6 protein-coding genes are annotated in these 22,740 nt (G+C 49.5%); 3 read left to right on the top strand and 3 right to left on the bottom strand.

The features are described from left to right. Nucleotides 1–5 precede the first annotated feature (5 nt). Nucleotides 6–15,626, top strand: coding sequence for an MARTX multifunctional-autoprocessing repeats-in-toxin holotoxin RtxA (gene rtxA, locus VV1_RS17390; RefSeq protein ID WP_011081430.1), 15,621 nt, complete (start codon nt 6–8; stop codon nt 15,624–15,626). A gap of 149 nt (nt 15,627–15,775) precedes the next feature. On the opposite strand, the gene alr is transcribed toward rtxA, so the two are convergent. The 3 genes from alr to VV1_RS17375 all read right to left on the bottom strand — a co-directional run bounded on the left by alr (nt 15,776) and on the right by VV1_RS17375 (nt 20,750). Continuing rightward, nucleotides 15,776–17,002, bottom strand: a complete 1,227-nt coding sequence (alr, locus tag VV1_RS17385) for an alanine racemase (RefSeq protein ID WP_011081429.1) — start codon at nt 17,000–17,002, stop codon at nt 15,776–15,778. 47 nt (nt 17,003–17,049) lie between these two features. Further along, nucleotides 17,050–18,681, bottom strand: a complete 1,632-nt coding sequence (locus VV1_RS17380; protein ID WP_011081428.1) for a methyl-accepting chemotaxis protein — start codon at nt 18,679–18,681, stop codon at nt 17,050–17,052. Nucleotides 18,682–19,082: 401 nt separating this feature from the next. After that, nucleotides 19,083–20,750, bottom strand: coding sequence for an electron transfer flavoprotein-ubiquinone oxidoreductase (locus VV1_RS17375; protein WP_011081427.1), 1,668 nt, complete (start codon nt 20,748–20,750; stop codon nt 19,083–19,085). A 205-nt stretch (nt 20,751–20,955) separates the two neighbouring features. Here VV1_RS17375 and VV1_RS17370 point away from each other — a divergent pair, with 205 nt between their 5' ends. Together VV1_RS17370 and VV1_RS17365 are read left to right on the top strand one after the other, a co-directional pair. After that, entirely contained in the window at nt 20,956–21,732 is a 777-nt protein-coding gene (locus tag VV1_RS17370; protein ID WP_011081426.1) for an electron transfer flavoprotein subunit beta/FixA family protein, read from the top strand. Between the two features lie 31 nt (nt 21,733–21,763). Continuing rightward, nucleotides 21,764–22,729, top strand: coding sequence for an electron transfer flavoprotein subunit alpha/FixB family protein (locus VV1_RS17365; RefSeq protein WP_011081425.1), 966 nt, complete (start codon nt 21,764–21,766; stop codon nt 22,727–22,729). Nucleotides 22,730–22,740 lie beyond the last annotated feature (11 nt).

Genomic DNA, 22,740 nt, shown 5'->3' with positions numbered 1-22,740 from the left:
GGCTTATGGGAAAACCATTTTGGAGAAGTGTTGAATACTTCTTCACAGGGAACTATTCCGCCGACGATGGAAACAACAGTATTGTTGCTATCGGTTTTGGTGGAGAAATCCATGCCTACGGTGGTGATGATCATGTCACTGTCGGATCGATTGGTGCAACGGTTTATACCGGCAGCGGCAATGATACGGTCGTAGGCGGTTCGGCATATCTAAGAGTGGAAGACACCACTGGGCACCTTTCTGTAAAAGGCGCAGCTGGGTATGCAGACATTAATAAAAGTGGCGATGGCAATGTGTCATTCGCTGGTGCCGCTGGCGGTGTGTCGATTGACCACTTAGGTAATCATGGTGATGTCAGTTACGGCGGTGCAGCGGCTTATAATGGCATTACCCGCAAAGGTTTGAGCGGCAACGTCACCTTTAAAGGCGCTGGCGGTTACAATGCCCTTTGGCATGAAACCAACCAAGGTAATCTCTCTTTTGCTGGCGCAGGAGCGGGCAATAAACTAGACCGTACTTGGTTCAACCGTTATCAAGGCTCGCGTGGTGATGTGACGTTTGATGGCGCTGGCGCGGCAAACAGCATCAGTTCACGTGTTGAAACCGGCAACATTACTTTCCGTGGGGCTGGTGCTGACAACCATTTGGTCCGTAAAGGCAAAGTGGGCGATATTACCTTGCAAGGTGCGGGGGCATCAAACCGCATTGAGCGTACACGCCAAGCGGAAGATGTTTACGCACAAACACGCGGTAACATTCGCTTTGAAGGTGTCGGTGGTTACAACAGCCTTTACTCCGATGTGGCACACGGTGACATCCATTTCTCCGGTGGCGGTGCTTATAACACCATTACACGAAAAGGCAGTGGTAGTAGCTTTGATGCTCAAGGTATGGAATACGCGAAAGCGGAAGACATTGTTCTCACCGCAGCGCAGATGCATGGTTTATCGATTGATAACGGCAACAAGTTCCATGCGGTTACCGCTGTAAAATCAGAGCGAGAGCCAAATACTTATCTGTTTGCTATCGCAGATGGTACTTACACCAAAATCAACAAAGTTCGTCTCTATAACGATCCAGAAACGGGCAAACTCAAATACTACTCTGAAGCTTGGTTCAAGCGCGGTAATCATTTAGCGGAGCTTGCTCGTTCTGATGTCTCTTCTGCTGGTGGTTTTGAAGTCAATCCAATCAATGGTGGTTACACCCTTTCTAATATTGCCGTTGAGCATCAGCAATCGTTAACCGTTCATGCTGTCGAGAAGGACCTGACCGAATATGAGTGGGTGACCTACGCCAATGGCGCACTGATTGATGCGAAAGATGTGGCATTATCAGAGGCGAAAATGGGCGGTCACGCCATCTCGACCGATGGGACGACAGTCGATGTTCAAGCGGTGAAATCAAACCGAAAACCAAATACTTATGTTTACGCAAAAGTGCTTGGGCCTTACACAAAAATTGTGGTGGTTGAACTTGCTAATGATCCCAAAACAGGGGCGCTTAAGTATCAAGCTCGCTCTTGGTACAAAGAGGGTAATCACACCGCAAACCTAGCCAATGAAGATATTTCGTCTGCAAACGGATATCACTCGATGGGCAAAGGCGGCTACTCACTCAGCGATCTGCATTACAGTGTGAACGCGGTAAGAAGCACCAGCGAAACCGTGGCCGACATCGACGAGTACACCGATCAAACCTTGTTTAAGCCAGCGACCGATAGCGGTGAAAGCTCTGGTGATGTGCGCTTCAATGGTGCGGGTGGCGGTAACGTCATCAAGTCCAATGTGACTCGCGGCAATGTCTACTTTAATGGTGGCGGTATCGCTAACGTCATCCTCCACAGTTCGCAATTTGGTCATACCGAGTTCAACGGTGGTGGCGCGGCAAACGTGATTGTCAAAAGTGGCGAAGAAGGGGATCTCACCTTCCGCGGCGCGGGTTTGGCGAACGTGTTGGTACACCAAAGCAAGCAAGGCAAGATGGATGTTTACGCGGGCGGTGCGGTAAACGTACTGGTTCGTATTGGCGATGGTCAATACCTTGCGCATTTGCTGGCTTACGGCAACATTTCCGTGCACAAAGGCAATGGCAACAGCCGTGTCGTTATGCTCGGTGGTTACAACACCCATACCCAAATTGGCTCCGGCAACGGCTTGTGGTTGGCGGCGGGCGGCTTCAACGTGATGACGCAAGTGGGTAAAGGTGATGTAGCATCGGTACTGGCTGGCGGCGCGAACGTGCTCACCAAAGTGGGTGACGGCGATCTAACCGCAGGTATGTTGGGCGGCGCAAACGTGATTACCCACATTAGCGGCGACAATGAAACCTCGAATACCACAGCCGTAGCCTTAGGCGGTGCTAACATTCTCACCAAAAAAGGCAAAGGGAATACCCTTGCGGTGATGGGCGGTGGCGCAAACGTGCTGACGCATGTGGGTGATGGTACAACAACTGGCGTAATGGTCGGTGGTGCGAACATTCTCACCAAAGTAGGTAACGGCGACACGACCGGCATAATGCTTGGTGTTGGCAACGTGCTAACGCATGTTGGTGATGGCCAAACTCTTGGCGTGATGGGCGCAGCGGGTAACATCTTCACCAAAGTGGGTGATGGAACCTCTATTGCGGTCATGATTGGTGCCGGCAACATCTTTACCCATGTGGGCGAAGGGAATGCTTGGGCGCTGATGGGCGGTTTGGGTAACGTCTTTACCAAAGTCGGCAACGGTGATGCTCTCGCGTTAATGGTGGCAGAAGCCAACGTCTTCACTCACATTGGTGATGGTATGTCGGTCGCACTGATGTTAGCCAAAGGCAACGTTGCGACAAAAGTGGGTAATGGAACCACACTCGCTGCAATGGTTGGTAACGCCAATATCTTCACTCACGTAGGCAGTGGCAGCACGTTTGCTGCAATGATCGGCCAAGCCAACATCATGACCAAAGTGGGCAATGATCTCACCGCGGCACTGATGGTCGGTAAAGCCAACATCTACACCCATGTCGGTGATGGAACCAGCCTAGGAATATTCGCGGGCGAAGTGAACGTGATGACCAAGGTCGGTAACGGCACAACCTTGGCGGCGATGTTCGGTAAAGCCAACATCATGACGCATGTCGGCGATGGTCTAACGGGCGTGTTAGCACTGGGCGAAGCCAATATTGTCACCAAAGTGGGTGATGATTTCATGGGTGTTGTGGCGGCAGCAAAAGCCAACGTTGTGACTCATGTTGGTGATGCAACAACCGCGGCTGTGTTGGCTGGTAAAGGCAATATCCTAACTAAAGTGGGTGAAGGCACCACGGTAGGGTTGTTGATTTCCGATATCGGCAACGTAATGACCCACGTCGGAGATGGCACGACCATTGGTATTGCCAAAGGCAAGGCAAACATCATTACCAAAGTCGGTGATGGTTTGGGCGTCAATGTTGCTTGGGGGCAAGCAAACGTGTTTACCCAAGTGGGCGACGGTGATCGCTATAACTTTGCCAAAGGTGAAGCCAATATCATCACCAAAGTAGGTGATGGCCAAGAAGTCTCCGTGGTGCAAGGTAAAGCCAACATCATTACTCATGTGGGCAATGGCGACGACTACACCGGAGCTTGGGGTAAAGCGAACGTCATTACTAAAGTGGGTAATGGCCGTAACGTGGTACTGGCAAAAGGTGAAGCCAACATCGTGACCCAAGTGGGGGATGGCGACAGCTTTAACGCACTTTGGAGCAAAGGCAACATCGTCACCAAAGTGGGTGATGGTATGCAGGTGACGGCAGCAAAAGGCAAAGCCAATATCACTACCACCGTTGGTGATGGCTTGAGTGTGACAGCCGCCTATGGTGATGCCAACATCAATACCAAAGTCGGTGATGGCGTATCCGTCAACGTCGCTTGGGGCAAATATAACATCAACACGAAAGTGGGTGATGGCCTGAATGTTGCCGTGATGAAAGGCAAAGCTAACGCCAATATTCACGTGGGCGATGGCCTCAACATCAATGCCTCTTACGCACAAAACAACGTTGCAATCAAAGTTGGTAACGGCGATTTTTACAGTTTGGCTGTTGCGTCAAGCAACACCAGCAGCAACAAGCTCTCAGCACTGTTTGATAATATCAAGCAAACCCTACTTGGTGTCGGTGGTAGCCAAGCAATCAACTACTTGGTTCAAGGTGATGAAGCATCGTCATCCGGTACGCAAAAAGGCCGTGGTGCGATTGCAACACCGGAAATCACCAAGCTGGATGGTTTCCAAATGGAAGCCATTGAAGAAGTGGGCTCGGACTTGGGCGATAGCCTAACCGGCAGTGTTACTAAGGTAGATACCCCAGATCTCAACAAGATGCAAAATGCACTCGACGTTGACGGATCTGCTGATCAAACTCAAGCCCCGAATCTCATTGTGAATGGTGATTTTGAGCAAGGTGATCGTGGTTGGAAATCGACACACGGTGTTGAAGCTTCCTATTCGGGCAATGTCTATGGCGTGAACGGTGAAGGCCACGGCGCACGTGTGACGGAACTGGATACCTACACCAACACCAGTCTCTATCAAGATCTGACCGATCTTACGGAAGGTGAAGTCATTGCTGTGAGCTTTGATTTTGCGAAACGTGCAGGTCTATCGAATAACGAAGGCATTGAAGTTCTTTGGAATGGCGAAGTCGTTTTCTCATCGTCTGGTGATGCCTCTGCTTGGCAGCAAAAAACCTTAAAACTGACCGCGCATGCCGGCAGTAACCGAATCGAATTCAAAGGCACAGGCCACAATGATGGACTGGGCTATATCCTAGATAATGTCGTGGCGAAATCGGAATCGTCGCAACAAGCCAACGCAGTGAGTGAGCACGCGACACAAAATCAAGCGTCGCAGAATGCCCTATCAGATAAAGAGCGCGCAGAAGCGGATCGCCAACGTCTTGAACAAGAAAAGCAGAAACAGCTTGATGCTGTCGCAGGGTCACAAAGTCAGTTGGAGTCGACCGACCAACAAGCGCTAGGAAATAACGGTCAAGCTCAACGTGATGCGGTGAAAGAAGAGTCGGAAGCCGTGACCGCCGAGTTGACAAAACTGGCGCAAGGTCTCGATGTGCTTGATGGCCAAGCAACGCATAGTGGCGAGTCCGGCGACCAATGGCGCAATGATTTTGCCGGTGGTCTGCTCGATGGCGTTCAAAGCCAGCTCGACGATGCCAAGCAACTCGCGAATGACAAGATTGCTGCAGCGAAGCAGGCGCAGTCTGACAATAACAGCAAAGTCAAAGAATCCGTTGCGAAATCTGAAGCGGGTGTGGCAAAAGGTGAGCAAAATCGCGCAGGTGCAGAGCAAGACATTGCCGAAGCTAAAGCCGATGCAGAAACACGCAAAGCCGATGCTGTGGCGAAAAGTAACGATGCGAAACAGGCCGAATCTGACGCACACAGCGCCGCAAACGACGCGCAATCGCGTGGTGATCGCGATACGATGAATGCCGAAAACAAAGCCAACCAAGCGCAGAATGATGCCAAAGGGACCAAGCAAAACGAAGGCGATCGCCCTGACCGTGAAGGCGTGGCTGGCAGCGGTCTTTCAGGTAACGCTCATAGCGTGGAAGGTGCTGGCGAAACGGGCAGTCATGTCACCACTGACAGCCAAACAAACGCCGATGGTCGATTCAGTGAAGGTCTAAGCGAACAAGAGCAAGAAGCGCTGGAAGGTGCGACAAACGCAGTGAACCGTCTGCAAATTAACGCAGGTATTCGCGGAAAGAACAGCGGTAGCACCATCACCTCAATGTTCACCGAAACAAACTCCGACAGCATTGTGGTGCCAACCACTGCGTCTCAGGATTTGGTCCGAAAAGAGATCCGCATTTCTGGGGTGAACTTAGAGGGGCTTGGTGAAACTTCGCATGACTCTGCTGAATCGCTTGTGGCTGCTCGCGCGGAAAAAGTGGCGAATCTCTATCGCTGGCTAGACACTGATAATGACGTGGCGACGGACAAGTATGTACCTGTCCCTGGCTTTGAACGCGTCGATGCTGATGTCTCTGATGAAGTCAAGCAGCGCATGATTCAATCTATGAGCGGTTACATCGAACACACCGACAATCAAGTACCGAAAGATCAAGCGGAAGCATTAGCCACTTTGTTTGTTGAAGCGACGCTCGATTATGACTGGGACAAACGCGTTGAGTTTCTCACTAAGCTTGAGAGCTATGGTTATAGTTTTGAAGCGCCACACGCAGAGAAAAGCATTGTTTCCTTCTGGTCTGGTAAAAACTTCAAGCAATACCGAGACGTTCTCGACAATGCCCAGACTGATGGCAAAAAGGTCGTGTACGACATCGATGTTAAAGGCAACGCATTTGCAATCGACCTGAATAAGCATTTAATGCGTTGGGGTGGCCTGTTCCTTGACCCAGATAACGCCGAGCAAAATCAATTGAAATCGTCAATTGATGCAGCAACGTTCAGCAATACAGGTTTTTGGAGTTCGGTCTATGCGACGGGGGCACAAAATGATGTGTATGTCATCGCAGAAGGTGGTGTGCGTCTTGGCAACTATTTCTGGAATGTTGAGCTACCTGCATTACGCCAATTGCAGCGTGAAGGGTTAGTCGGTGAAATTCGACTGCTTGATAAGCCAGTATCCGAGTACAAAGATCTACCAGCAGACCAGATTGGACGCCGACTTACCGATGCAGGTGTTGCCGTTAAAGTACGCTTTGATGCGTTGAGTCACGAGAGACAAGCTGAGCTTTTGGCCGACAATCCAGATGGTTACAAAGCCGATACGCTGGTTGAGTTGGATGTGAAGCTAAGTGCGATCGATAGCATGTTGCGTGAATCTCTACCATTCTATTCACTTCGTACTGAGCGCAACCTCTTAGTGCAAGAAGGCGAAGAAGGATTTGAAGTTCGCTCATGGCCGGGAATCGATGGAAAGAGCAAGACTATTCTGCTTGATAACCCAGAAGATGCAGCTCAACAAAAATCCATTGAGCGCTTTATCTTGGCAAACTTCGACAACTTCGAGCAGATGCCAGATGAACTTTTCTTAGTGGATAACAAGGTGCTCTCGCATCACGATGGCCGCACGCGAATTATAGTGCAAAAAGAAGACGGTGCTTGGACGTACAACACCAATGTTGAACTGATGTCTGTCACTGAGCTACTCGATGCTGCTCATGTGAACGGTAAAGTTCGCGGTGATAGTTACCAACAAGTGATCGACGCCCTGACGGAGTATCATGCGAGTACGGTTGAACACGCAGATTACGAACTAGAATCTGTGGAAAAACTGCTCAACCTGCGTAAACAGATTGAAGGTTATGTACTCGGGCATCCGGATTCTGGCCGTGTGGAAGCAATGAACTCACTGTTAAATCAGGTGAATTCTCGTCTGGAAGAAGTCTCTGTTCTTGCGGTCTCTGAGCAAAGCATCAAAGCGCACGATAGCTTTAGCCGCCTATATGACCAGCTTGATAATGCCAACTTAAAAGAAAGTAAACATCTGTATCTGGATGGAAACGGCGATTTCGTCACTAAGGGCAAAGGCAACCTAGCCACTATCGATCAGCTAGGTGGTAGCGATGCTGTACTTGAAAAAGTAAAAGCAGCCGTAACTCATGAGTATGGTCAAGTCGTTGCCGATACGATCTTCGCAGGGCTTTCTGCAAACGATCTGGCAAAAGATGGTAAAGGCATTGATATTGCTGGTTTAAACAAAGTACACCAAGCGATTGAACAGCACATGTCGCCAGTGAGCGCGACCATGTACATCTGGAAGCCGAGTGATCACAGCGCACTAGGTCATGCCGCATTGCAAATTGGCCAAGGTCGCACGCAGCTTGAAGGTCAAGCCGCAGCAGACTTCAATAAGCAGAATTACGTGAGTTGGTGGCCACTCGGTAGCAAGTCATCCAATATCCGCAATATCTTCAACGTTGCAACAGAAGATCAGCCGGATCTTAAACTACGTTGGAGCGATTTCAGCCAACCTGCTCATCAAAATGACACACTTGAGCACGATATGGCATCGGAAGAAAACGACGGCTTTGGTTTGAAAGATGGTGAAACTAAGCTGAAACGCTTTATCGAAAAACTCAACGCCGCGAAAGGTATTGATGCTTCATACAAAGATGCTTCTGAAGGCTATGCGAGTGTGCTACTGGGCAATCCAGATATGCTTGCATCGACAGGCATTCCTGCGCATGTATTCCAGCCATTCGTCGACCAATGGAATGACACCAGCTACGACATGATGGACGTAGCAAACCGTTTTGCTGAAGAGCTACAGAAACAAGCTCAGGCAAGTGGTGATCCCGCCCTAGTGGAAAAACGCATCGACAACGTGGTTCGCCTGTTTGCTGAAAGAGCGCTGGAAGAAATCGAAGCCTTTAAGGCCAGCCAAGCAGATGAAGGCCGAGTGTTCCGCATTAACCTAGAAGGGTTGGATGTGGCGGCGATGCAAGCTGAATGGAACCGTCTAAGCAACGATCCGGATGCTCGATATCAGTTATTGACCAAAAACTGCTCAAGTACCGTCGCAAAAGTTTTGAAAGCGGGTGGCGCTGACAAACTTATCGGCCACACATGGCGACCTAAGTTTGGTGTTTGGACGCCGACAGAGCTTTTCAACTTTGGTCAGGCGCTGCAGGAAGCTCAGCTTGAAATTGCCGCGAAGAAGCAAAGTCATCAAGTCACTGATGTCCTTGATGCCTTGTCAGGTAATGAGAAGCACAAAGAAAACGTGGCGATTGAAAATGATGGCACGCCACCGCGCGATAAAGAATCTCTTAGCCCACTGACTCGATTCCTCAACAATGAGTTATATGGTGAGAAAGACGCACGTCGTAAGATTGGCGAAATCACGCAAACCTTACTTGACCATGCGGTAGAAAATGGAGAATCGCAGAAAGTTACCCTCAAAGGGGAAGCGGGTCGTCTAACGGGGTATTACCATCAGGGAGCGGTTTCAAGCGAAGGTGAAACAAGCGCGACCAGCGGCAAAGTCGTGTTGTTCTTGCACGGTTCTGGTTCTTCTGCTGAAGAGCAAGCGAGCGAGATTCGCAACCACTACCAAAAACAAGGTATCGACATGCTCGCAGTCAACCTGCGTGGCTATGGTGAAAGCGACGGCGGACCAAGCGAAAAAGGCTTGTACCAAGACGCTCGCACCATGTTCAACTACCTAGTGAACGACAAGGGTATTGACCCAAGCAATATCATCATTCACGGCTACTCAATGGGTGGTCCAATTGCCGCAGATTTAGCACGTTATGCCGCGCAAAACGGCCAAGCGGTGTCTGGCTTATTGCTTGACCGTCCTATGCCAAGCATGACCAAAGCGATCACCGCTCATGAAGTGGCGAATCCTGCGGGCATTGTGGGGGCTATCGCGAAAGCGGTTAACGGCCAGTTCTCAGTGGAGAAGAACCTAAAAGGCTTGCCAAAAGAGACGCCGATTCTGCTGCTAACGGACAACGAAGGCTTAGGCGAAGAAGGCGAGAAGCTACGAGCTAAACTCGCGATTGCTGGCTACAACGTCACGGGTGAACAAACCTTCTATGGCCACGAAGCGAGCAACCGCTTGATGGGGCAGTACGTGGATCAAATTGTCTCCGGTCTGTTCAATGCAGAGCAAGCAGCGGTAGAAGCGGGCGAAGTGCTGAAAGGACTAGAGAAAGACTTTAAACGCTATGGCGACGCGCTGAAACCAGATACGAGCGTGCCGGGTAAATCGAAAGACATTCGCACCACTAAAGATTTCCTAAATGGTTACAAAAATGACCATGCGAAAGAGATCGTTGACGGCTTCCGCTCAGATATGAGTATCAAGCAACTGGTGGATCTGTTTGTTAAAGGTAACTGGAGTGCAGAGCAAAAAGGTGCGCTTGCTTGGGAAATCGAAAGTCGTGCACTGAAAGTGACGTTCCAGAACAAGTCTGAGAAGTACAACCGATTGTTCCGTGAGATTGCTTCTGCTGGCGTGGTGGATGCGAAAGCGACTGAACAGCTTGCGCCACAGTTAATGCTGCTGAACCTATCGAATGACGGTTTTGGTGGGCGTTGTGATCCACTTTCTAAACTCGTTTTGGTTGCGAAACAGCTTGAAAACGATGGTCAAGTTGGCGTGGCAAGACAACTGCTAGAAAAGATGTACTCTGCGGCAGCGGTGCTGAGCAATCCAACCCTTTACTCAGACAGTGAAAAAGCCAATGCAAGCAAGTTGCTCAGCAGCTTGGCGGCCATTCATGCGAAGAACCCAATGCATGATACGTCGATGAAAGTGTGGCAGGAAAAGCTGGAAGGGAAGCAAGCGCTGACCGTAAACGGTGTGGTTGAGAAAATCACTGATGCATCGGCTAACGGTAAACCTGTGCTGTTGGAACTTGATGCTCCGGGGCATGCGATGGCAGCTTGGGCAAAAGGCTCAGGCGACGATCGTGTTTACGGCTTCTACGATCCAAATGCTGGCATCGTTGAGTTTTCGTCAGCAGAGAAGTTTGGCGACTACCTAACGCGTTTCTTCGGCAAGTCCGATCTGAACATGGCTCAAAGCTATAAGCTGGGTAAAAACGACGCAGGTGAAGCAATCTTCAACCGCGTGGTGGTAATGGATGGCAATACATTAGCAAGCTACAAGCCGACCTTCGGTGACAAGACCACCATGCAGGGGATCCTAGATCTACCTGTGTTTGACGCTACACCGATTAAAAAGCCTACGGGTGGAGTCGCGAGCGATCTCGAAGCATTGGGTGATAAAACCAAGGTCGTGGTCGATTTAGCGCAAATCTTTACGGTGCAAGAGCTGAAAGAAAGAGCAAAAGTTTTTGCTAAACCGATTGGCGCATCCTACCAAGGTATTCTCGATCAACTCGACCTTGTGCATCAGGCTAAAGGCCGCGATCAAATCGCAGCGAGCTTTGAGCTTAATAAGAAGATTAATGACTACATCGCTGAACATCCAACTTCGGGGCGTAATCAAGCGCTAACGCAGTTGAAAGAGCAGGTCACCAGTGCGTTGTTTATCGGTAAGATGCAAGTTGCCCAAGCGGGTATTGATGCAATCGCACAAACAAGACCGGAGCTTGCCGCTCGTATCTTTATGGTCGCGATTGAAGAAGCCAACGGTAAACACGTAGGTTTGACGGACATGATGGTTCGTTGGGCCAATGAAGACCCATACTTGGCACCGAAGCATGGTTACAAAGGCGAAACGCCAAGTGACCTTGGTTTTGATGCGAAGTACCACGTAGATCTAGGTGAGCATTACGCTGATTTCAAACAGTGGTTAGAAACGTCCCAGTCGAACGGGTTGTTGAGTAAAGCGACGTTGGATGAATCCACTAAAACGGTTCATCTTGGCTATAGCTATCAAGAACTTCAGGATTTGACGGGTGCTGAATCGGTGCAAATGGCGTTCTACTTCCTGAAAGAAGCGGCGAAGAAAGCGGATCCGATTTCTGGTGATTCAGCTGAAATGATACTGCTGAAGAAATTTGCAGATCAAAGCTACTTATCTCAACTTGATTCCGACCGAATGGATCAAATTGAAGGTATCTACCGCAGTAGCCATGAGACGGATATTGACGCTTGGGATCGTCGTTACTCTGGTACAGGCTATGATGAGCTGACGAATAAGCTTGCTAGTGCAACGGGCGTTGACGAGCAGCTTGCGGTTCTTCTGGATGATCGTAAAGGCCTCTTGATTGGTGAAGTGCATGGCAGCGACGTCAACGGCCTACGCTTTGTTAATGAACAGATGGATGCACTGAAAAAACAGGGAGTCACAGTCATTGGCCTTGAGCATTTACGCTCAGACCTTGCGCAACCGCTGATTGATCGCTACCTAGCTACGGGTGTGATGTCGAGTGAACTAAGCGCAATGCTGAAAACAAAGCATCTCGATGTCACTCTTTTTGAAAACGCACGTGCTAACGGTATGCGCATCGTCGCGCTGGATGCAAACAGCTCTGCGCGTCCAAATGTTCAGGGAACAGAACATGGTCTGATGTACCGTGCTGGTGCTGCGAACAACATTGCGGTGGAAGTATTACAAAATCTGCCTGATGGCGAAAAGTTCGTTGCTATCTACGGTAAAGCGCATTTGCAGTCTCACAAAGGGATTGAAGGGTTCGTTCCTGGTATCACGCACCGTCTCGATCTTCCTGCGCTTAAAGTCAGTGACTCGAACCAGTTCACAGTTGAACAAGACGATGTAAGTCTACGTGTTGTCTACGATGATGTTGCTAACAAACCGAAGATCACGTTCAAGGGCAGTTTGAGTGGCGCAAATACCGCTCTTCACAACCAAAATGTGAATGACTGGGAACGTGTTGTTGTGACTCCGACCGCGGACGGCGGTGAAAGCCGTTTTGATGGTCAAATCATCGTGCAAATGGAGAACGATGATGTCGTTGCAAAAGCCGCTGCGAACCTTGCGGGTAAGCACCCAGAAAGCAGTGTGGTGGTGCAGATCGATTCAGACGGCAACTATCGCGTGGTGTATGGGGATCCGTCAAAGCTGGATGGAAAGCTACGTTGGCAGTTAGTAGGTCATGGTCGAGATGACTCAGAAAGTAACAACACGCGTTTAAGTGGCTACAGTGCCGATGAGCTGGCCGTGAAATTGGCCAAGTTCCAACAGTCGTTTAATCAAGCGGAAAACATCAACAATAAGCCTGATCATATCAGTATTGTTGGTTGTTCTTTGGTGAGTGACGACAAGCAAAAAGGCTTTGGTCATCAGTTTATTAACGCGATGGATGCGAATGGTCTTCGTGTCGATGTCTCTGTACGCAGTTCTGAACTGGCGGTAGACGAGGCAGGGCGTAAACATACCAAGGACGCGAATGGCGATTGGGTCCAAAAAGCAGAAAACAACAAAGTTTCGCTAAGCTGGGACGAGCAAGGTGAAGTTGTTGCCAAGGATGAACGTATTCGCAATGGTATTGCGGAAGGCGACATCGATCTCTCTCGTATTGGTGTCAGCGACGTTGACGAGCCAGCTCGTGGTGCAATCGGTGGCAACAATGATGTGTTTGATGCGCCAGAAAAACGCAAAGCGGAGACAGAAACCTCATCTTCTTCTGCAAACAATAAACTCAGCTACTCAGGTAACATTCAAGTCAATGTAGGTGATGGTGAGTTTACGGCAGTGAACTGGGGCACATCGAATGTGGGCATTAAAGTCGGCACGGGTGGCTTTAAGTCGCTGGCCTTTGGTGACAATAACGTCATGGTTCACATCGGCAATGGTGAGAGCAAGCACAGCTTCGATATTGGTGGTTATCAGGCACTGGAAGGTGCGCAAATGTTCATCGGTAATCGTAATGTGAGCTTCAACTTAGGTCGAAGTAATGATCTGATTGTGATGATGGACAAGTCGATTCCGACTCCGCCATTGGTTAATCCGTTCGATGGTGCCGCTCGTATTTCGGGCGTACTGCAAAGCATTGCCACCTCGGGTGAGGGCCAAGATTGGCTAGCGGCTCAAGAGCAGCAATGGACATTGTCTGGCGCCAAGAAGTTTGTCAAAGATATGTCTGGTTTGGATCAGAGCAGCAGCGTTGATTACACCAGTTTGGTTGAACTAGACTCGCAGAACGAGCGAAGCAGCCGTGGCTTGAAGCACGATGCAGAAGCGGCTCTGAACAAGCAGTACAATCAATGGTTAAGTGGCAATAGCGATTCTGACACCAGCAAGCTCAGCCGCGCAGATAAGCTTCGTCAAGCCAATGAAAAGCTTGCGTTTAACTTTGCCGTGGGTGGTCAAGGTGCGGATATCCAAGTGACGACAGGTAACTGGAACTTCATGTTTGGTGACAACATCCAGTCTATTTTGGATACCAACCTAGGCTCACTGTTTGGCCTCATGACACAGCAGTTCTCTGCTACGGGTCAGGCCAAGACAACCTTCACCTACACGCCAGAAGATTTGCCTCGTCAGCTTAAGAACAAGCTACTTGGGCAGTTAGCGGGTGTAGGAGCCGAGACCACGCTAGCGGATATTTTTGGTGTGGATTACACCGCGTCAGGTCACATTGTTTCGCGTAATGGTGAAGCCGTTGACGGCGTGGCGATTCTCAAAGAGATGTTGGAGGTCATTGGTGAGTTCAGTGGTGATCAACTGCAAGCCTTTGTCGACCCAGCTAAGTTACTGGATAGCTTGAAGTCGGGTATCAACATGGGGGCGGATGGCATTAAGTCTTTTGCTGAAACTCATGGACTGAAAGAGAAGGCGCCAGAAGAGGAAGAGGACAACTCTTCGGTTTCTGTTAATGGTGCGAACGTAAACAGTGCACAAGGCGCGACGGTGGCTGATGGCAGCACTGAAACAGCAGAAACACCAGATCGTGCCTTTGGCTTTAACTCGCTTAACCTGCCGAACTTGTTCGCCACTATCTTTAGTCAAGACAAGCAGAAAGAGATGAAATCGCTGGTGGAAAATCTCAAAGAGAATCTCACCGCTGATCTGCTGAATATGAAAGAGAAAACGTTTGATTTCCTTCGTAACAGTGGTCATCTCCAAGGTGATGGTGATATCAACATCTCCCTAGGAAACTACAACTTCAACTGGGGTGGTGATGGTAAAGATCTCGGAGCGTATCTAGGAGACAACAACAACTTCTGGGGCGGACGAGGCGATGATGTGTTCTACGCAACAGGCACGTCAAACATCTTCACGGGCGGCGAAGGCAACGACATGGGCGTTCTGATGGGACGTGAAAACATGATGTTTGGCGGTGATGGCAACGACACAGCAGTGGTTGCAGGACGCATTAACCATGTCTTCCTTGGTGCCGGTGATGACCAGTCGTTTGTCTTTGGTGAGGGCGGTGAAATTGACACCGGTTCAGGCCGTGACTACGTGGTGACGTCTGGCAACTTCAACCGTGTGGATACGGGTGACGATCAAGACTACTCCGTTACGATTGGCAACAACAACCAAGTAGAGCTAGGCGCTGGCAATGACTTTGCTAATGTCTTCGGTAACTACAACCGCATCAATGCAAGCGCTGGCAACGATGTTGTGAAGCTAATGGGCTATCACGCCGTGTTGAATGGCGGTGAGGGCGAAGACCATCTCATCGCAGCGGCCATCTCTAAGTTCAGTCAATTCAACGGTGGCGAAGGGCACGATCTGATGGTGTTGGGTGGTTATCAAAACACGTTCAAAGGTGGCACGGATGTGGACAGCTTTGTGGTGAGCGGTGATGTTATCGACAACCTTGTTGAAGACATTCGCAGCGAAGATAACATTGTCTTCAATGGCATCGATTGGCAGAAACTGTGGTTCGAACGCAGCGGATATGACCTGAAGTTGTCTATTCTTCGTGACCCGGCAAGCGACAGTGACCAAGCGAAGTTTGAGCATATTGGTTCGGTGACGTTCAGTGATTACTTTAACGGTAATCGAGCGCAGGTGATCATCGCAATGGGTGAGAAAGACGCGACGGGTGAACGTGAGTACACCACCTTGTCTGAGAGTGCAATTGATGCGCTGGTACAAGCCATGAGTGGCTTTGACCCTCAGGCGGGTGACAATGGATTCATCGATAACCTAGACAGCAAATCTCGCGTGGCGATTACCACTGCGTGGGCAGACGTTGTCCATAAAAAGGGTATAACGGTGTAATATTCACCTTCCATTAATATCAAAGCCGCCTGAATAAAGGCGGCTTTTTTATGGCATCAACGTTATCTCATTTGTGGTGTTCAACGAGGCACGAGTATAGAGTCTTAGTTGTTATACCATTCTCTCTAATCAATCCGCTTTTACCTGTTTCACTTCACATAGAAGCGCGGGTTGCTGGTGCCCCAAATGGTGTAAAGCTCTGGGAAAATTACCTCGGCGTTTTCTTCCATTTCACCGACAGAGATGTGCTGGTTTTTTTGAGCACCAAAGAGCGTCACCTCATCGCCGGGTAACACGCCTTTGATATTGGACACATCCACCATCGTAGTATTCATTGAAGCAACGCCCACCACATTGGCGCGTTGGCCGTTGATCAGCACTTGCGCTTTGTTGCCCATTTTTCGTGGGTAGCCATCGGAATAGCCGACCGTGAGGTTTGCCATCACTGCGTCATTTGCTGTGGTAAACGTGCTGTCGTAACCCACGGTGCTGCCTGCCGGAAGCGAATGAAGTGAAGCAACGCGGGTTTTGAACGCCACAATAGAAGGGTACTCAGGGTTGGTCGGGAGATCACCATAGAGCACACCACCTGGGCGAACCATATCCAACTGCGCTTCAGGGACATTCAACGCGGTGTAGGAATTGGCCACATGTAGGGTGATCTCTTCACGTTTTAGCCCTGCACTTTCCATTAACCACTGTGCATGTTGGTTAAAGCTTTTTAGCTTTGTTCGTACATCCTCTGCATTGTAATTCGGGAAATGGGTCATGATACCGACCACGGCAACCGAAGGGTGCGTTGCAATGGCGACTGCTTCTTTTGGTCCACGTTCGGTACTCATATCAATACCATTACGGCCCATGCCACCGTCATTAAGAGCAAGGTGAACTTTAATGGTTTTGCTGTACTTTTCTGCCAAGCTTGCTAACTCACGAGCTTGTTGCTCACTGCCAATTAACTCTTCGATATCAAGAGAGAGTGCCTGTTCAATTTCACTTGTGCTAGCGGAGCGCACGCGAATTAACTCGCCTTCAAACCCACTTTCTCGGACGAGTTTAGCCTCCGCATTACTGGCGATAGCCACGCAGGGAATTTGTTGTTCAAGAATGGTTGGCATCAAACCACGAATTCCGTTGCCATAAGCGTCGGCTTTCATCACCGCACAAATTTTGGTTTGTGGGGCAATGTGCGATTTAAATTGTTCAATGTTGCTTTTGAATTGGCCGAGGCTGATTTCGAGCCAAGCATTGGCCCCAGCGATTTGGCTGGTTTGGTGAACCGTGTTGTCGAGTAAGAGAGGTGCGCTGTAAGAGAAAGCCGGAGTGAGACTGGCGCTAGCGATGGCAATGGATAGAAGGGTCTTTTTAAAGTTCATGTTATTTCCCTAAGAAAAACCCCAGCACTCAGGCCGGGGTGGTTGTATTAATTCAATTTGAAACGACTCATGACGTCTTGCAGCGAGACGGAAAGTTGAGTCAATTCACGGCACGCTTGCGCGGTTTGCTGCGACCCTTGCGCAACTTCTTGCGAAGCCATGTGAATGTTCTCTATATTGCGGCTGAGTTCTTCCGCAACGGAATCTTGTTGTCCACATGCGGTGGCAATTTGCGCGCCCATGTCTGCGATGTTCGCGATGGACTTTTCAATCGAGCCCATTAATTCCTGTGCGTTGTTACCTTGCTCAACACAAGCACCGATGCTGGTTCTTGAATCTTCGGTCGCGTGTTTGGCTTGTTTTGCCAAATCCTGAAGTTTCTCGATGATAGACGTGATTTCACCGGTTGAATCTTGAGTGCGGCCTGCCAAGGTTCTCACTTCATCGGCAACAACCGCAAAGCCACGGCCAGATTCGCCAGCGCGCGCCGCTTCAATGGCTGCATTCAGTGCCAAGAGGTTGGTTTGGTCAGCAATACCACGAATCACATCCACCACAACGTTGATCTGGTTCGATTGCGCTTCAAGCTCGGCCACCGTGTCGCCCGCTTTGGCGATGATGTCGGCCACCTCTTCGATCGATACCACCATTTGATGCGTCTCTTTCGCACCATCTTGAGTACGGCGATTCGCGTCGTACGCTTGCGATGCAGAGTCTTCGGTGTTGCGTGCAACGTCTGCCACTGCGGCTTTCATTTCAGTCATGGCGGTCGCAACCAACGTCACCTGCATTTGTTGATCTTTCATGCCAGAAGCGGACATTTCAGAGATCTGTGTCATCTCTTCTACAGCACTGCTCAATTGGGTTACAGCGGCAATCACGTTGTCGATCACTTGGCGCAAATCGTCTTGCATCTTAATGGTGGCGTCTGCCAGCTCGCCCAACTCATCGTTACCGATCGCGTTACGGTCGAGATCTTGCGACAGATCACCACGTGCAATGGCGTTCGCCTGACGAACAACGATATTCAGTGGCCCACAAATGATACGAGTTAATAGCAGCGTCATGATCACCATCACAGCAAAGATAGCGATATTGCTGATAACAGCAGTGGTGTTTAGGCCGTTAACAGACGACAGAATTTGATTCTTGTTGCTGTCCATTGCGCCTTTGAGAATCATCACCAACTTGTTCACTTCCGTCTCAATCGATTCAAAGGTCGACAGGGAGTTGGTGAGGATTGGATAAGCGGCGTCTTTGTCGCCTGCAAGCAATGCGTCGTTAAACTTATCCATGGTGCTGAGGTAACCACTCCAAAGTGACATCAAACGGTTGTAGGTTTGCTCTTCTTCACCTGGCCAGACGCTTTTTCCATACGCGGCGAGTTCCGTTTCGATCTCTCGACGGATGCCTTCGTTACGTGTGATGGTCTGTTTGATTTGGTTTTCGTCGTTCATCGCGAACACCGCAAATTGAGTACGACGCCAATATGAGATTTTATCTCGTACAGCATCCACTTTTTCCATCGCAGGTAATGTATCTTCGGTGTAGTTTAATAGCTCGGATTTTACCGTATTGAGCTCTGTAGACAAAAATATCCCAAATGCGATATTGATGACGGCTATGATTGAAAATGCTGCTGCGATTTTCTTGCCGATTGATAGATTCTTAATAAACATGAATGAGTTACCTTCTATGCTTGGTATCAATTATTGCCATTGCAACCTACATCCATATATTAAAAAGTGTGATTTCCTACCAAAATTTCGTGTAATTTATCATTTTTATCATTAGTTGGCGATATTTATTTTGAGCTTTAAATGAAACTTAGTGTTTATCACTTAATATTTGAATGATTGCTAGAGAAATCGGTTTGATTTCTCATACTGCTTTAACCTCAATTCGACTTATTGACATAAGCATAGAAAGCAAAGTGCGCTTCATCCAATCGAAGCGTGTTTAATTTTTGATTCGAGACGGCCTCCGCTTCGAGCTTGGTACTTTCTAAACAGCTATTTTTCAAACAAGGTATTTTCCATCGAAGTATTTTTTGAAGCCGAGTATTGTGTGGCAACTCGATTTACATATTTTGGTAGTTCGGTCCACCACCGCCTTCTGGTGGTGTCCACGTAATGTTCCCTGACGGATCTTTGATGTCGCAGGTTTTACAGTGTAAACAGTTGGCGGCATTAATTTGCAAATAGGGACCACTTTCGCCTTCGATAACCTCATACACACCAGCGGGGCAATAGCGTTGTGCAGGCTCATCGTACAAATTCAGGTGGCGTTTGAGTGCCGTGTCGAGATCGTTTACCATCAGGTGGCAGGGCTGATTTTCCTCATGCTGAGTGGCGGAAAGATAAAGTGATGAGGGTTTGTCAAAGCTCAATACTCCATCCGCTTTTGGGTACGCAATGGGAGTGACAACGGCGCACTCATCCAAACAAAGGTGATCCGCTCTATCATCCACAATATGCCAACTGGGGGCCTGCCCGGTGAGAGGATACCAGAGATTTTGTTCAAAGGTATTCAGAGCCCCACCAACGAGCGGCCCGTAGCGATGTAGGGCGGCAGAGAAGTTTTTCGTCTGCGCGAGCTCATCAAAAAGCCAAGATTGTTCAAATTCACTTTGATAGTCCGCTTCAGTATTTTGCTCGGGCGATTGCCACGCCTTGAAAATGGCCTCAGCGGCGAGCATGCCCGATTTCATCGCCGTATGGCAGCCCTTGATCTTGCCACTATTTAGGGTGCCAGCATCGCAACCAATCAGTAATCCTCCAGCAAACTGCTGCTTGGGCAGTGAATGCAGCCCGCCCTTGGTGATGGCTCTGGCACCGTAAGCGACGCGCTCCGCGCCTTGCAATAGCGAGGCGATAGCGGGGTGATGCTTCATGCGTTGAAATTCTTCAAATGGACTGAGGTAGGGGTTGCTGTAGTTCAGGTCTGTGATCAAACCAACGCAAACTTGATGATTATCCATATGGTATAGAAAGCCCCCCCCTTGGCTGTCAGTGTCACTTAAAGGCCAGCCAGCAAAGTGGGTGACGTGGCCTGCTTGATAGGCTGGGTTCTCTTGAGGCAGTTGCCAAATTTCTTTGATCCCTAGAGCGTAGTGTTGTGGCGGCTTTCCTTGGTCGAGAGCAAAGTGCTCAATCAGTTGTTTACCCAAATGACCACGCGCGCCTTCGGCAAACACGGTAAAGCGCGCTTTTAGCTCGATGCCCGCTTCAAATCCTGCTTTAGGCTGAGATTGCTTGTCTAGGCCCATGTCGGTGGTAATGACACCAGTGACAATGTCACTTTCATTAATTACCACCTCTTTAGCGGGAAAGCCAGCAAACACCTCTACACCGAGGGCTTCTGCTTGTTTGGCCAACCAGCGGCAGAGATTACCCAAACTGACCACATAGTTGTCACTGCTATTATGAAGTGATTTAGGCACCAGAAAGGCAGGCACTTCAATGTGGTTATGCTCGGTAGTGAGGTAAAGCAGGCGATCTTGCGTGATGGGCGTGTCGACTGGCGCCCCTTGATCCTGCCAATCGGGAAAAAGTTCTGCCAATGCGCGAGTTTCAAACAGTGCGCCAGAAAGGATATGCGCACCCACTTCTGAGCCCTTTTCTAACACACAAATGGAGAGGCTTTGATTGGAGGCTTGGGCGAGTTGCGCCAAACGACAAGCGGCTGACAGACCAGCTGGCCCCGCACCAACGATAACCACGTCGAATTCCATGCATTCTCTTTCCATAATGTAAACCTGCCGCTACAGAGTCGTTCATTGGCTTAAATATAGTCCAGTTGACGTAAACGTAAACTTTACTAAGCTGAAATTACCATGTTGCACAAATGTTAATGCAATAAATCTTCGGACAGTATTTGACGACATTGAAGTAAAGAGATTGAGTAAATGGCTTTTATTTCAAATGGTTGGTGATGTCCATTAAGGAGGCTACGTGAAAGTATTGGTGGGTATCAAACGCGTGATCGACCCTTATCTCAAAGCGCGTGTGAAAGCGGACGGTTCTGGCGTTGAAATGACCAACGTGAAAATGACGCTCAATCCGTTTTGTGAAATCGCGGTAGAAGAGGCCGTGCGGGTCAAAGAAGCGGGCCATGCTGAGGAAGTGATCGTTGTCTCCATCGGTGACGAAAGCTGCCAAGAGCAATTGAGAGCTGCGTTGGCGCTGGGGGCGGATAGAGCGATTCATGTCGATCTCTCTTCTGTGGTGGAGAATGCGCAAAATGTGTTGGCTGTAGAACCGCTCACGGTGGCGAAAATTCTGCATCGTCTGATGGAGCAAGAATCGGTTGGATTAGTGCTGCTGGGAAAACAGTCCGTCGACAGTGATAACAACCAAGTGCCGCAAATGCTGGCGGCATTGAGCCAAAGACCTTGCGCGACGTTTGCTTCCAAAGTCGTTGTCTCGGGTGAGCAGGTCAACGTGACGCGAGAAGTCGACGGCGGGTTGGAGGAGTTGCGATTAGTACTTCCTGCCATCATCAGTACGGATCTGCGCCTTAATGAGCCGCGATATGCCTCTTTACCCAACATCATGAAAGCCAAGAAGAAACCGCTGGATGTGATCACACTACAACAGCTTTCCATTGAGGTTAAATCTCATCAGCAATTGCTGACGGTGAACACACCAACAGAGCGCAAAGCCGGAGAGCGGGTGGCGAATGTGGATCAGCTCATCGAAAAATTAAAAAACGACGCCAAGGTGCTGTAATGCCAGCCGTGATAATGGAGAGAGTAAAGTGATGGAAAAGAATGACGTAAAAGTGCTGTTCCTGACTGAGCATAATGACCGGAATATTTGTCCTGAAAGCTTACGAGCCATGAGCGCGGCGTTGCAATTGCAACCTGAGGGCATTACGGCGCTGATCATTGGCCATCAATGTGATGCCGTGGTCGAACATGCACAGCGTATCGACGGAATCGCAGAGATCATGGTGTTGGATTCGCCGGCCTATCAACATCGTTTGGCAGAGAACATTGTGTCCGTGATGGCGCAGTTGAGTGAGCCTTATACCCACGTGCTCGCAGCGGCAACCACCTTTGGTAAAAATATACTGCCCGGTGTCGCGGCGCTGCGCGATGTTGGTCAGTTGTCGGATGTGGTGGCGATTGAATCGGACGATACCTTTGTTCGGCCAATTTATGCCGGCAATGCGCTGGCCACGGTGAAATCACTCGATGCAGTCAAAATGGTTTCCATTAGAAGCTCTGCGTTTGAAGCCTTATCTGACAATGGCTTAGGTGAAAATAGCAGCAATCAGGTGCCAGTTGTGCGACTCGACAAGGTACTGTGCGCCGAAAACAGCGAATTTGTCGGTTTAGAAAAGGTAGAAAGTGAGCGACCAGATTTGCCCAACGCGAGAGTCGTGGTGTCTGGCGGGCGTGGCTTAGGGAGCAAAGCACAGTTTGCCATGGTGGAGCAATTGGCCGATAAGTTAGGCGCGGCGGTGGGGGCTTCGCGCGCAGCGGTCGATGCGGGTTACGTGTCGAATGATCTGCAAGTGGGGCAGACTGGGAAAATTGTCGCACCGGAGCTGTATATTGCGATTGGCATTTCAGGCGCGATACAGCATCTTGCTGGTATGAAAGAGTCGAAAGTCATTGTCGCGATAAACAAAGACCCAGACGCGCCAATATTCCAAGTGGCGGACTACGGTTTGGTGGGCGATCTGTTTGACATCCTGCCGGAACTGTTGGAAAAGGTGTAGAAAGACGCCGA

Origin of the sequence: Vibrio vulnificus CMCP6, from assembly GCF_000039765.1 — a bacterium.
In the GTDB taxonomy this organism is placed as follows: domain Bacteria; phylum Pseudomonadota; class Gammaproteobacteria; order Enterobacterales; family Vibrionaceae; genus Vibrio; species Vibrio vulnificus_B.
This window is presented reverse-complemented; position numbering and strand designations above follow the sequence as displayed.